The 13,686-nt window shown below is 35.9% G+C and carries 13 protein-coding genes; 3 read left to right on the plus strand and 10 right to left on the minus strand.

The genetic code is table 11. The features are described from left to right. Window positions 1–44: 44 nt before the first annotated feature. The 4 genes from J2Y67_RS15925 to spxA all read right to left on the minus strand — a co-directional run bounded on the left by J2Y67_RS15925 (window position 45) and on the right by spxA (window position 4,519). Entirely contained in the window at window positions 45–1,241 is a 1,197-nt protein-coding gene (locus J2Y67_RS15925; protein WP_310175724.1) for a competence protein CoiA, read from the minus strand. 277 nt (window positions 1,242–1,518) lie between these two features. Then, window positions 1,519–3,030 (minus strand): cardiolipin synthase, encoded by a 1,512-nt coding sequence (gene cls, locus J2Y67_RS15930; protein ID WP_310175817.1) that lies wholly within the window; start codon window positions 3,028–3,030, stop codon window positions 1,519–1,521. A 74-nt stretch (window positions 3,031–3,104) separates the two neighbouring features. Further along, window positions 3,105–3,776 (minus strand): adaptor protein MecA, encoded by a 672-nt coding sequence (mecA, locus tag J2Y67_RS15935; protein WP_310175726.1) that lies wholly within the window; start codon window positions 3,774–3,776, stop codon window positions 3,105–3,107. Between the two features lie 347 nt (window positions 3,777–4,123). After that, entirely contained in the window at window positions 4,124–4,519 is a 396-nt protein-coding gene (gene spxA, locus J2Y67_RS15940; RefSeq protein WP_310175728.1) for a transcriptional regulator SpxA, read from the minus strand. Between the two features lie 593 nt (window positions 4,520–5,112). Between spxA and J2Y67_RS15945 the strand changes: the two genes are divergently transcribed. Continuing rightward, entirely contained in the window at window positions 5,113–5,298 is a 186-nt protein-coding gene (locus tag J2Y67_RS15945; RefSeq protein ID WP_396954091.1) for a hypothetical protein, read from the plus strand. Between the two features lie 39 nt (window positions 5,299–5,337). On the opposite strand, the gene J2Y67_RS15950 is transcribed toward J2Y67_RS15945, so the two are convergent. The 5 genes from J2Y67_RS15950 to J2Y67_RS15970 form a co-directional block, all read right to left on the minus strand. Further along, window positions 5,338–6,273 carry an ABC transporter ATP-binding protein gene (locus J2Y67_RS15950; protein ID WP_310175731.1) on the minus strand — a complete coding sequence of 312 codons (936 nt, stop codon included), beginning with the start codon at window positions 6,271–6,273 and terminating at the stop codon, window positions 5,338–5,340. Then, entirely contained in the window at window positions 6,274–7,317 is a 1,044-nt protein-coding gene (locus J2Y67_RS15955; protein ID WP_310175819.1) for an ABC transporter ATP-binding protein, read from the minus strand. 17 nt (window positions 7,318–7,334) lie between these two features. After that, window positions 7,335–8,363, minus strand: a complete 1,029-nt coding sequence (opp3C, locus tag J2Y67_RS15960; protein ID WP_310175733.1) for an oligopeptide ABC transporter permease — start codon at window positions 8,361–8,363, stop codon at window positions 7,335–7,337. Next, window positions 8,360–9,292, minus strand: coding sequence for an oligopeptide ABC transporter permease (opp3b, locus tag J2Y67_RS15965; protein ID WP_310175735.1), 933 nt, complete (start codon window positions 9,290–9,292; stop codon window positions 8,360–8,362). Before opp3b ends, opp3C begins: the two co-directional genes overlap by 4 nt. A 111-nt stretch (window positions 9,293–9,403) precedes the next feature. Then, window positions 9,404–11,095 (minus strand): peptide ABC transporter substrate-binding protein, encoded by a 1,692-nt coding sequence (locus tag J2Y67_RS15970; protein ID WP_310175737.1) that lies wholly within the window; start codon window positions 11,093–11,095, stop codon window positions 9,404–9,406. A gap of 222 nt (window positions 11,096–11,317) precedes the next feature. Here J2Y67_RS15970 and J2Y67_RS15975 point away from each other — a divergent pair, with 222 nt between their 5' ends. Together J2Y67_RS15975 and trpS are read left to right on the plus strand one after the other, a co-directional pair. Next, entirely contained in the window at window positions 11,318–11,674 is a 357-nt protein-coding gene (locus J2Y67_RS15975; RefSeq protein WP_310175739.1) for a DUF3899 domain-containing protein, read from the plus strand. A 141-nt stretch (window positions 11,675–11,815) separates the two neighbouring features. Further along, window positions 11,816–12,799 (plus strand): tryptophan--tRNA ligase, encoded by a 984-nt coding sequence (gene trpS / locus J2Y67_RS15980; RefSeq protein ID WP_310175741.1) that lies wholly within the window; start codon window positions 11,816–11,818, stop codon window positions 12,797–12,799. A gap of 58 nt (window positions 12,800–12,857) precedes the next feature. Here trpS and J2Y67_RS15985 read toward each other — a convergent pair whose 3' ends face one another. Beyond that, window positions 12,858–13,604, minus strand: coding sequence for a YjbA family protein (locus J2Y67_RS15985; RefSeq protein WP_310175743.1), 747 nt, complete (start codon window positions 13,602–13,604; stop codon window positions 12,858–12,860). Window positions 13,605–13,686 lie beyond the last annotated feature (82 nt).

The raw sequence follows: 13,686 nt of genomic DNA on the forward strand, positions 1-13,686 counted from the left end.
AATTCCTTCATTCTCTATTATTATGCCCTTGATAATTATTTCATTTATTGTTTTGAAATCATTGGCTGATATTTTTGAAAAAAAATCTTCTTCATTTCTTCCCTTTCACGATTTGATTGTGGAATGGAGATTGTTCTGATTAGTTGAAAAGCCATTTTCCCCTTTAAAGCCACAATCCCGAGTTTGTCCAATAGTAAAAGATATTCCATAACGGCTAAAAAAGGATTAACCGGCTTTATTAACGGAAAATCACGGATGATAATTTCCTTTTTAGCCATTCTCCTATAAAAGCTTCTTTCTACCTCTTGAACCGTAAATATGTCCATTGGATGTTTTTTAGCCAAGATATCAAGGTACAAGTAGGTTTGCCAAATGATTGGTGAAGTTTGAATAAATAGTGAAGAGTGAACGGGAAGACCAATTTCCGGAGGTAATAGGAAAAGATTAAGATTATGTTTATAAATATCATGCAGGAAGGAATTTTGCCGCGGATTTGGGTGAAGGACCCAATTCATATATATTTTCTCTAATTCTGAATTCCATTGAATAAGATTAATTTGATAAGCGCATTCCGGATTCAATAGATAATCGATTTCTCCCTGACCAATGGAGTAAAAGCGGTTTTGTGCAAAAGCATTTTTTATGGAATAAGATACAATTGAATTTAGTAGGTGAAAGAGCTTTTTTTCGGGGCAATAGGAGGGTAGATAATAACTACCTTCTACTGTCTGCTGTAAAAATAGATAGTGGAAGTTTGAAAGGGAAAAAATATTATTCTTTTTTTGATGAATTTGTTTATTCCCCAGAATCCAAAGTGGAACATAGCCAGCATCCACATAGCTGCTTGTTCTTTTAAGAAAGATTTCCTCAGCAATTGGAGAGCATTGATATTCTAAAGCATATTTTTGATTTTTAAAAGTAAACTTTATATCGGGACGTTGCCTAATTTCCTGATCATAAAATTCTAATATAGCCGGAATCTTTTGACGCAAAAGCCACTGGTATAGCTGAAGTTTTCCTTCCATATGATAGATCGACTCATTTTCATAGGAATCCCTGCATTCTCCTCCCTTTTTATGAGAAAAATGATACATTCGCTGATCTCCGAGCTTTAACACTACCTTTTCACCGCAAACAGGACAAAAAAATTCTTCCCTGCTTCGAAAGTACAATAGTGTCTCTTTTTTATAGTTATAACCCAGACAAATTTTTTTACCGTCCTTTGTACGTGCTGTTAGCATACGCACACCTCCTCGCTTTATAATTCGATTTATAAATTAAAACTCCTTTTTTACAAAGGCTATTTTCGCATAGATTGTTGTTTTTCGTATAAGTTCATCAACCCGTATAACTATATGCTTCGTGGCATCTTTTCGTATGAATATTTGCGAAAATTGCCTACAAACTTAGTAAATGAACCTTATTAAGCTCCAAAAGCAACAAAGTTTACGAAAAGAGCCTTTACAAACGAAAAAGCAATCGACTTTTTACCGATTGCTTTTTTTTACTTCACTATGGTTATAGTAACGGGGACATCAGCCTTGCTGTGGATTCCAATAATCGCAGACCAAAATGTCTTTTTCCGAACGTTATAAGATCAAGCTGCTTAGCAAATTTTAAATCATTTTGATATTCGGCAACAAGCTTTTGTGCACTTTTCGTTCGGAACAAAAAGGCATTGACCTCAAAATTCAAATGAAAACTTCGCATATCCATATTGGATGTTCCAATCGAAGCGAGTTCATCATCTACGATGATAATTTTACTATGCATAAAACCCCGTTCGTATTCATACACCTTAACTCCCGCTTCCAAAAGTTCCGGAAAATAGGAACGTGAAGCATGAAAAACAATTCGTTTATCCGGTCGGTTCGGAACCAAGAGCCGAACATCAATCCCACTTAAAGCGGCCACTTTAATGGCTGAAAAAATATCTTCATCCGGAATAAAATATGGGGAAGCAATCCAAACTGATTTTTCTGCAGAAGCAATCATGGAAAAAAAGATATTTTTGATCACACTCCACTCATTATCAGGTCCTCCTGCAATCAGTTGAACACCTCCGTGACTTTTATTATCAAGCTGTGGTGATAAATATTCAGCCGTTAAAAAACTATGGTTGGTCATATAATACCAATCCTGTAAAAAAATTAACTGAAGTGTTCTTACAGCTTCTCCTTTTAACATTAAATGAGTATCACGCCAAAAGCCGATACTTTTTACTCTTCCTAAATATTCATCGCCAATATTTAAGCCGCCTACAAAACCGATCGTGCCATCAATTACGATAATCTTTCGATGATTTCGGAAATTAAATTTATTATTTAAAAAGGGAAGTTTTACCGGGCCGAAAGAAACCGTTTCAATCCCGGCATTTTTCAATTCTGTGATATACCTCTTAGATAATTGCCAGGACCCGACCGCGTCAAAAAGGAAGCGGATTTTTACCCCTTGCATGGCTTTTTCGATTAATACCTCTTTAATTTCTTGCCCAATCTCATCATTACGAACAATGTAATATTCAAGATGGATATGGTGTTTAGCTTTTTTCAATTCTTCCAAAATATGTTGAAATGTTTCTTCCCCATTGGTTAAAATTTTGGTCGAGGTATCGAATGATATTGGACTATTCCCAAGTTTATGCGCCAGCCTGAATAATTTCCCTTGGTGTTCTCTCATCAGACTTAATTTTTCCCTGCTTCTTGGGTCATTTTCCCCTTCCACATTCAGGAAAGCTTGTTTATCTAGAAAATATTTTTTACGGAACATTTTCTCCTTCCGGTAATTCCGTCCGAAAAGTAGATAAAAAATAAAACCAACAAGCGGAAATCCACCTAAAACGACTAACCAGGTAATTGTTTGCGTCGGGTGACGATTCTCAAGGAAAATGACAAAACCAATGAAAATAACGGACAATGAAATCAATAGGCTAAATACCCCGAAAAGGCCACCCTTAATTTGATCTTTAAAGATCAAATTAAGTACGGATATGGCTATAACAAATAGAACAACCCTTACAGTGTTTTTCAGTATCCTCACCTGCACTTTTAAAAAAATATAAATACTAAAAAACACCGATTTCAATAGTGAAATCGGCTCTAGTTTTAACGAAAATGCTTCCTAATTTCAGAAAACACATTTTCAGAAATTATTTCTTTTCCGTATTCCTGAACACGATGGATGGTGACTTGTGTCTCAGTACCGTATTCCAGAAGGATACTTAAGATATCATCTATTTCATCTTCCTCAAATACATCCTCTAGAAATTCAGCATAAAGATAATATCTACCCTCAAAATGATAAAGAGTTGTTATTAATTCATCCAGACCATCGCGCTTCGACAACATAATAACATCCTCAAAATCCTTAAAGGCCAACATAAATTCAAGGGGATCGTCGTCAAGGAGATAGTCCTCTTCAGCCTCATGCTTTGGATTGAAATGCTGATCCAGGATATCTTCTATATTCTCATCAACTGGTAAATCCTTACCTTTTTCACCCGGAATAGGCAGTTCAAACTTTTGACCATCTTTAGACAGTTGGGCTTTCGTTACAAGAATTTCTAAGCCTTTTTCCAATGCCTGAACTTGAATCCAGAGTGGACCCTCCACAACAAACTCTTCTTCCTGATGAACCTCATCCATCATTTCCCAGAAAAGTTCTTCGCTGCGCTCACGATTGTACCAAATTTCCTCCCGATCAAAGCCTCTGTCTTCTATATCACCATATGAAATGTAGAACTTTACAGTATTCTCATTTATTCTTTCAATCTCCATCATTACCTCTCCCTTCCGTTTTCCATATTGAAGGGACTAAATACCCCCAAGCAGACAGTGCCAAAAGCATTTACCCAATTTAGAAAGGACTATTATTAGCGAGATTTTTTTTTAAAAAAGGACATACATCCTTGTACTTATATTTTATGACAAAAGCAACAATAAGGGAAATAAAAATAATCAAATATTCAAAAACCATCAATACGCCTATATTTCCCGCATTACCTGGCACCAAAATATATATACTAACGGAAGTTTCACTTAATATTAGATATTCATTTCATTGTACCAAAATGCCTTCAAAATCACAAATGAAAAAGACCTTCTGCTTTAGAAGGTCTTGGCTCTTAATTTACCATTCGCTGTGCTTCACGCAATTGGAATGTTCTCACTCTTCTTGGCAAGAAGCGTCGAATTTCATCTTCATTATAACCAACTTGTAAACGCTTCTCATCAATAATGATTGGACGGCGTAAAAGTCCGGGATTTTCCTTGATTAATTCGAATAAATCCTGAAGAGGCATTGTGTCTAAATTTACGTCCAATTTTTGAAAGGTCTTGGAACGGGTAGAAATAATTTCATCTGTTCCATCCTCAGTCATACGCAGAATTTCTTTAATCTCTTCAATCGATAAAGGCTCTGAAAAAATATTTCTTTCCTTGTATGGAATCTCATGTTCTTCCAGCCATGCTTTTGCTTTCCTGCATGATGTGCAACTTGGTGAAGTGTATAGTGTTACCATTCTTCTTCACACTCCTCTTTAATTAACTATCTGTTTATACGAAAAACGAAAATCTATTTAATAAGTAATACTCTAATTAAAATAATTACAAACAAGTAATTTATATCATCAATTATACACCACTGATTCTAAAAAAGGTATCCTTTTTTCAAAAATTATCAAAGGGACAAAACCAAAATATTTTTTTAAACCACATTATATTAGACGAATAATTCATTAAAAAGTTTCATGTTTTATTAATTTTTTTCCTTAAAATTTTGTATTACTTTAAGATTTGCTGTAAAATTATTCGTTTACTTTCGGTCGTATTTGTAGGTCTAAAAAAATTTTTATTTACCTCCTTACTGTTAGTTATTCTAACAATTTATTATTAAATATTTTTTAACAATTTATTAAATTTATTTTCTCAATTAATTGAAGCGGATTGAAAACGCATACATTAAGTTTGGATGGTAACAAAAATTTCCCTTAAATCGAATGGAAATAATAATAATGTCTTTCAATTCCCCTTAAGTTCTTTTAAAATAAATATGGGGATATTTAAAAGCATTCATCATGCTGACATTTGAAACAAATAAGGGGGGGTAACGATGATTGGTGGTTACATAGCAGATTTAACCATTGTAGCTGTTCTTGTTGTGGGTATTACAGCATTAATGGGTGTCATAACAAACGGTGTTGGTGAAAGAGTTTTCGGAGGAAAGAAACGTACTGAATTTACCGATCGTGTTTCAAGCTATCAAACAAATTGGAAACAGGTTGGCGGAAATAGAAAGTAAATAAAAAAACGATCTCAAATGAGATCGTTTTTTTATTGGTTATTTTGAGCTTTTAAATTGAGTAAACTCTTTTTCTGAACAAAGGACAAAATGTCCAGGAGTTACTTCACGGAACTCAACTTTATCTTTCTCATTATAATGATGGCTTGCAGGATCATAGCTTTTCCGTTTTCGGCTCCGCTCACTAATTGGATCTGGAGCAGGAATGGCCGATAATAATGATTGAGTATAGGGATGAAGTGGATTTTTGTACAATTCTTCAGCTGGAGCAAGCTCAACCATTTTACCGAAATACATAACTCCAATCCGATCACTAATGTATTTTACCATGGAAAGGTCATGCGCGATGAAAAGGTAAGTTAATCCCTTCTCATGTTGCAGTTTCTTCATTAGGTTTACAACCTGTGCTTGAATGGAAACATCAAGCGCAGAAATGGGCTCATCGGCAATAATGAATTCCGGCTCAACAGCTAGTGCACGAGCAATACCAATACGTTGGCGCTGACCACCACTAAATTCATGAGGGTATCTGTTCGCATGTTCCCTGTTTAATCCAACGGTTTCTAATAGCTGATAAACTCTTTCCATGCGTTCTTCTTTCGATTTTGCCAAGCCATGGATGTCAATTCCTTCAGCAATGATGTCCGCAACCTTTAGTCTGGGATTTAACGATGCATGGGGATCTTGGAAAATCATCTGCATTTTTCGGTTAAAAGCTTTTAATTCACTTTTGGATTTTTTTCCATGTACATTTACACCATCATACAATACTTCCCCGCCAGTGGCATTGTATAAGCGGATAATGGTTCTTCCAGTTGTTGATTTTCCGCATCCTGATTCCCCAACTAACCCCAATACTTCACCTTTATAAATATCAAAAGATACATTATCGACAGCTCGAACTTCATTCGCTTTGCCAACATTAAAATATTGCTTTAGATTTTTAATCTCAAGTAATTTTTTATTTAGTTCCATTTATTTACCCACCTTCATTCCAGGGAATTGTCGCTGACGTCTTTTTACAGCTTCAGGTGGTTCTACTTTTGGTGCATCCGGATGTAATAACCACGTAGCTGCATAATGGGTGTCAGAAACCTTAAAGAATGGAGGTTCTTGTTCTAAATCAATTTTCATTACATATGGATTACGTGGTGCAAAGGCATCACCTTTTGGCGGATCTAATAAATCAGGTGGTGTTCCCGGTATTGAATACAGTTCTTCATCATCGGTATCCATATCCGGCATTGAACTGATTAATCCCCATGTATAAGGATGTTTTGGATTATAGAAAATCTCGTCTGCTGTACCAATTTCCACAATCTTCCCACCATACATTACCGCAACGCGATCCGCTACATTTGCAACCACACCAAGATCATGAGTAATAAAAATAATCGAAGTGTCGATTTTCTTCTGCAAATCCTTCATTAATTCTAAAATTTGCGCCTGAATGGTTACATCCAAGGCAGTCGTTGGTTCGTCCGCAATTAAAATCTTGGGATTACAAGCTAAGGCAATCGCGATAACTACCCTTTGTCTCATCCCGCCAGAAAATTGGTGGGGATACTGATTGATTCTGATTTCCGGTTTTGGAATACCAACAAGTTTTAACAAATCTATTGCTCTCGCTTTTGCATCGTGCCTGCTCATATTTTGATGTTTAATGAGAGGCTCCATAATTTGATTGCCGATTTTCATAGTCGGATTTAAAGAAGTCATTGGATCCTGAAAGATCATGGAAATATCATGACCGCGGATTTTTTGCATTTCTTTATCTTTAAGTTTGGTTATGTCCTTACCGTCAAAAAGGATTTCACCTTTTTTAAATTCTGAATTATGTTCAGGAAGTAAGCGCATAATAGATTTAGTTGTAACAGATTTTCCGGAACCTGATTCCCCAACAATTGCCAGCGTTTCTCCCTTGTATAAATCAAAACTCACACCCCGTATTGCTTTAACTTCACCTGCAAAGGTGTGGAAGGATATATTTAAATCTTTTACCTCTAGAACTTTCTCCACTACCATTCACCTGCCTTCTAATCACGCATTTTAGGGTCTAATGCATCCCTTAATCCGTCTGCAATTAAGTTAAATGCTATCATAATAACGGAGATCATAATAGCTGGAATAATCATCTGATATGGAAACGCTATCATACCTCTAAATCCATCATTGATCAATGTACCTAATGAAGCTTGAGGGTCTTGTAAACCTAGACCGATGAAGCTTAAAAACGCTTCGAAGAAAATAGCATTCGGTATTGAAAACATTGTATTGATGATGATAACTCCAAACATATTTGGAATCATATGTTTAAAAATAATAGTGGAATCAGCTGCCCCTAATGTTTTCGCAGCCAATACATACTCCATATTTTTATATTTAAGAACTTGCGCCCGTACAACACGCGACATGCTCACCCAACCGGTGATACTTAACGCCAGGATAATTGGGACAATCCCTGGCTTTAATACAAGAATCATTAAAACAACGACAATCAGGTTTGGAATTCCCATAATGACTTCCACAATACGCTGCATAATACTATCAGTCTTTCCACCAACATATCCGGAAATCGCTCCATATGTAACCCCTATTAGCATATCAATTAAAGCTGCAAAAACGGCAATTAATAAGGAGATTTGGGTTCCTTTCCAAACTCTTGCAAACAAATCTCGTCCTAATCCATCGGTACCAAACCAATAATATTCCTTAACATTTCTTGTTTCATAGGGATGTAATTCTACGCCCTGTCTATTCTTCAAAGTACCATCGAATGGCAACCAGTGAATATTCTCTAAACCTTGAATCCTTGGTGGTAGATTTGCATGTTTTGTATTTTGAAAATCATATGCATACGGAGTGATTAATGGGCCGACAAATGCCATGATAATTAATAATACCGTTACAACTAAACTAATCACTGCACCTTTATTTTTTCGTACCCTTAACCAGGAATCCTGCCAAAAAGTTAAACTCGGTTTTGAAATTTTCTCACTTTTGGATAGATCCATATGGGCGGGCTCAAATAACTCTTTTGGAATATTTTCATGATTGGTAATCATTTAGATCCCCCCCCTGAAATTCGAATACGTGGATCAATAATTCCATACAGAATATCAACCACTAAAATAATGACCACGAATGCCGCTGCAAAAAGAATTGATGTTCCCATAATAACCGGGTAATCCATTACGGTAATGGCCTTAACAAATTGTTCCCCTAGACCGGGAATAGCAAAAATCTCTTCAATTACAAGGGAACCTGTCATTAAACTAACTGCCAATGGTCCCAATACGGTTATGACAGGGATTAATGCATTTCTTAAAGCATGCTTTACGCTAATTTGAAAATAACTTGCACCTTTCGCTTTTGCTAAGGTAATGTAGTCCGATCCTAATACATCAATCAGTTCCGTACGCATGAATCGGGCAGCGATAGAAATTGGAAACATTGCCAATGCAATGGTTGGAAGAATGGTATACTCCGGTCCCCGCCAAAACATAACTGGAAGCCATTCTAATTTTACAGCAATATAATACTGTAGCAATCCAGCAAAAATGAAACTTGGAATAGATTTACCTGCAACTGCTAGAAAGGTCGCACCATAGTCAACCCAAGTGTTTTGTTTTAGAGCGGCAAAAACTCCCAATATAATCCCAAAAATAGAGCCAAAGACCATTGCTTCTAAACCTAATATAGCTGAAGGCCCGATACGAATTGCCAGAAGTTTGGTAACAGGGGTATTGTTAAATTGAAAGGAGATTCCCAAATCACCCTTAATCATGTTTTTTAAGTAATTAGCATATTGAACGGGTACCGGGTCATTTAAATGGTATTTCTCTTGCATAATAGCTAATTGTTCGTGTGTGAGTTTTCCAGCATTACTAAACGGAGTACCTGGAACTAACTTCATTAGGAAGAATGTAACCGATACAACGATAAACAAAGTAATAATCATATAAATTATCCGTTGTAAAACGTACTTCGCCATGCCTCCACCTCCTATTTGATTAAAAATTCATCATTTTTCGACAATTCCTTTACAGGTAAAAAGAGAGTATACCTTAATATACTCTCTTTTATATAGGCTACTTACCAGTTACTACTTAGTATTAACAATTTTAATCCATTGGTAGCTATAATCAGGACCAAATCCATGATGTGCAAAACCTTTAACTTTATCAGCAACTAACAAGTTAGCTGAACGTTGATATAATGGCGCAAGTGCAGCATCATCTTCTAAAACAATTTTTTCAGCGTCTTGTAGTGCTTTCCAACGCTCATTCGGTTTAGTTGCAAGAGTTGTTCCTGCATCCTTTACTAACTGATCAACTTTTGGATTTTTGTAGCTCATGTGCTGTTGTCCGCTTGTTGATGGCCATAAATCCATGTAAGTCATCGGGTCAGCATAGTCAGGACCCCAACCACTGAAAAGAATATCATATTGCTGTTTATCTTCTCTATCAAGTTTTGTAGCAAATGGAATGTTGTGCAATTCCACTTTAATTCCAGGTAAAGTTTTCTCTAATTGGTCTTTGATAAATGCATCTGTATCTTTAGCTGCTGCAGTATCTTGACCAACATAATTGAACGTTAGTTCCTTCTTGCCAATTTCAGATAATCCTTTTGTCCATAACTCTTTTGCTTTTGCTTTATCTGTTTTTAAATATTCGCCGGTATCTGCACGGAAATCTTTCTGGTTATTGAACTTATTAAACGCAAAATCTTTCGCTACGATAAAGTTTGCAGGGATAGAACCGTTCGCTAAAACATCATCTGTTAAAGCTTTTTTATCGATTGCCAATGCAATTGCTTTACGGATATTCACATTTGCCAATGCAGGGTTTTTCTCGTTAAACTTCAACCAGAAAATCGATGGTTCTGGGTAACGAAGAAGATTTTTTGATCCTTCATATTGTTGAATGATTGCTGGTTGTGCAAGTTTTGGTGTAATGTCTGCTTCACCAGCTTCAAAAGCATTGGCAGATGCCTGATTATCTTTTTGTACGTTAAAGTTAATATTCTTTAAAGAAACTTCATTTGCTTTCCAATAAGTATTGTTTTTCTCCATTACCCATTCAGTTGCTTGTGGGCCATCCCATTTAGTCATTTTAAATGGACCATTGTAAAGGATATGTGAAGCATCTTTCGCATAATCTTTACCTTGAGATTTAACATACTTTTCGTTTTGTGGATAGAATAATTGGAACGTAATATATGACTCAAAGAAAGGAATTGGCTGCTCTAATGAAATCTCTAGAGTATAGTCATCCACTGCTTTAATTCCTAAATCAGTTACAGGTTTTTTCTTAGCCACGATATCGCTGGCATTTTTGATTTTGCCTTCCATGAAATATGGACCATATGGAGAAGCAGTTTTAGGGTCAATTGCACGTCTCCATGCAAAAACGAAGTCATTAGCAGTAACAGGATCACCGTTTGACCATTTTTGATCCTTTTTCAATTTAATCGTGTAAACGGTTCCATTTGCATTCGGAACAGGTTTACCGTCAGCGACACCGTCGATAACCTTTTGATCTGGGTCTAAACGATATAAACCTTCGTTTGTAGCATTTAACGCGGTGAAACTCATAACGTCTTGGGCCATTACGCTGTCCATTGTTGGAATTTCAGCAGACTCTAAAACATTTAAAACTTGTTCTGGTGCTTTACCATTAGTAGTACCACCGTTGTCCTTTTCTTTGCCAGTGTCTTTTCCACCTGAGCAAGCTGCTAAGAACATGCTAAGAACTAGTGATAAAACTAAGAGTAGTGAAAGTTTTGATTTCTTCACTATGTAGACCTCCCTTTTCTATTATTCTGAAAAATTACTACATTCTCTATTATACATAATTTCAATTAATTGTGCATTACTTTTTGAAAATTAATTTGCATTTTCATAACAATTTAAAAATTTCGATTATCAAAACATATGATATAATTACTCTTGTACTAATTTTTTTGTATAATATTTATAATGCTTTTCCTTATAAATCAAGGTTTTGGAGGTTTAAAAATGAACTTTCGTTTTAAAAAAACTCTGATAATTTCAGCAGCTTTTCAATTATTTATTATTTCGCTTTCGCTTATTTTTCACCACAAAATTTCCTTATTAAGCTATATCAATATATCTTTTTATATTTCCTTTGTTTTACTTCTTATTTCACTGGTAATATATACCGTTAAAACCGGTTTTTTTGATACTATAGCTAAGTCATTTAACCTTGCTGCAACAAGAGGAAAGGAAAAAAGAAACTTTGCTGATATTCCCTCTCTTTCTGAAATGGTCACAATCAATCAAAAGCCACTTGTTTTCCAAGGAATGATCACCGGCTTTCTCATGTTAATCGCCCTTGGCTTCTATTATAGTTAACGGACTTGATTACAAATTTGCATTTCATTATAATATGATTAAATAAATAGTCACTAAAAGCGTTGAACCATTCTTCCCTATGGATTTAGGTGACGAATGGTTTTTTTATTTAAATGCTTATTAGTAGGAGGAAAAACAACCATGAAAACGATTTTTTCTGGCATTCAGCCGAGTGGAACCATTACACTTGGCAACTATATTGGGGCAATGAAACAATTTGTGGAACTACAAAATGAATATAATTGCTTCTTTTGTATTGTTGATCAGCATGCCATAACCGTTCCGCAAGACCCTCAGGTTTTAAGAAAAAATATCAAAAGCCTTGCTGCCCTATACATCGCAGTCGGTATTGATCCAGAAAAGGCAACGCTCTTCATTCAATCAGAAGTTCCAGCGCATGCTCAAGCCGGATGGATGATGCAATGTGTTTCTTATATTGGTGAACTAGAAAGAATGACTCAATTTAAGGATAAGTCTGTTGGAAAAGAAGCCGTATCTGCCAGTTTGTTGACTTACCCGCCACTTATGGCAGCGGACATTTTATTGTACAACACAGACCTTGTCCCAGTGGGTGAGGACCAAAAGCAACATTTGGAATTAACTCGCGACCTCGCGGAAAGGTTCAATAAAAAATACGGTGAAATTCTAACCATTCCCGATATTCGTCTTCCAAAGGTTGGCGCAAGAATTATGTCACTGCAAGAACCAACAAAAAAAATGAGCAAATCTGATCCTAACAAGAAGGCATTTATCACCCCTCTTGATGATTTGAAACAAATTGAGAAAAAAATAAAAAGTGCTGTAACGGATTCTGAGGGTATTGTGAAATTCGATAAAGAGAATAAACCTGGAATTTCAAATCTGCTTTCAATCTACTCTATTCTTGATGGAAAATCTGTTTCCGAATTGGAAGAAATGTACAATGGTAAAGGTTACGGAGATTTCAAAGGCGATTTAGCACAAGTAGTGGTAAATGTAGTAAGACCGATTCAAGAGAGATATAATCAACTAATTGACTCAAAAGAACTTGATGATATATTAGACCGCGGTGCGGAAAAAGCTAACAATATTGCCTCGGAAACACTTAAAAAGATGGAAAATGCAATGGGTCTTGGAAGAAGGTAGACCCCAAATAAAGAAGCCATCCCCCTAAAGATAGTAAGTTCCTTTTGGGGGATGGCTTTTAATTTACCTTTGGACCATGCTCCATTTCCCATAACTTTTCAAAAAACGGCTGCCCTTTAATTAAATTTTCACAAAATGTTACATGTCTTTTACTCCAGCCGTATTTTGTTTCCTCAAATAACTGCTCCCATACATCTTCAAAATTCATTTCCTGGATGGTTGAGTAACGTTCAGGACACCATTCGGTATACCAATATCGAACCTCTGCCTCATTGCTTGAAGAATGCAATTGGTCAAGGGCCATAAATAACAATTGCTTTAATTGGCGTTCTTTTCTTGTCAGCCCCCTCATTAATTCTGGTTCAGGCGATAAAATATGGTGATTTTTCATTTCACCTGGCTGATAAAAATGGTACGTTTGTGCCTCGTGTGATTCAATCATTTCATATACAAGCTGTTCTTGTCTTGGAATAAGCCTGCTTTTTCGGATTGGGATGGTATAGCCAATGGTATCAATCGCTAGAATACCAACCCCATCCGTTACAACAAAACAATAATCAAGCTGTATTCGCTCATGGTTTTTTCGTAAGTATGCTTTTTGATAAATATCATCTAGGAGTTGTTGAGGTAATTCTGCTAAATCATTCTCAATATAGTTAAATAAAATCGGTTCAATCTTTAAGAGTGGAACTTGATCTAAGAGTTCTACTCCATCATCCTTGCGCCATTCATGAAAGTGGCATACATTATACCCGTTTTCTTCCCCTTCAAACCAATTCACCCAAACATCATGAAGATACAACATTATACAACCCCTCACTTCAAGAAACTGTTTGTCAATCAGTATGGGCAGACCTTAGTTAAATTATTCCTTTCTATATGTTTTG

The sequence above is a fragment of the Neobacillus niacini genome (genome assembly GCF_031456445.1).
In the GTDB taxonomy this organism is placed as follows: Bacteria; Bacillota; Bacilli; order Bacillales; family Cytobacillaceae; genus Neobacillus; species Neobacillus niacini_I.

Coding starts and splice junctions, on each gene's coding strand:
- opp3b (WP_310175735.1), bottom strand. CDS start 9,292: ATGGCGAAGTACGTTTTACAACGGATAATTTATATGATTATTACTTTG.
- J2Y67_RS15985 (WP_310175743.1), bottom strand. CDS start 13,604: ATGTTGTATCTTCATGATGTTTGGGTGAATTGGTTTGAAGGGGAAGAA.
- J2Y67_RS15975 (WP_310175739.1), top strand. CDS start 11,318: ATGAACTTTCGTTTTAAAAAAACTCTGATAATTTCAGCAGCTTTTCAA.
- spxA (WP_310175728.1), bottom strand. CDS start 4,519: ATGGTAACACTATACACTTCACCAAGTTGCACATCATGCAGGAAAGCA.
- J2Y67_RS15925 (WP_310175724.1), bottom strand. CDS start 1,241: ATGCTAACAGCACGTACAAAGGACGGTAAAAAAATTTGTCTGGGTTAT.
- trpS (WP_310175741.1), top strand. CDS start 11,816: ATGAAAACGATTTTTTCTGGCATTCAGCCGAGTGGAACCATTACACTT.
- opp3C (WP_310175733.1), bottom strand. CDS start 8,363: ATGATTACCAATCATGAAAATATTCCAAAAGAGTTATTTGAGCCCGCC.
- J2Y67_RS15950 (WP_310175731.1), bottom strand. CDS start 6,273: ATGGAACTAAATAAAAAATTACTTGAGATTAAAAATCTAAAGCAATAT.
- mecA (WP_310175726.1), bottom strand. CDS start 3,776: ATGGAGATTGAAAGAATAAATGAGAATACTGTAAAGTTCTACATTTCA.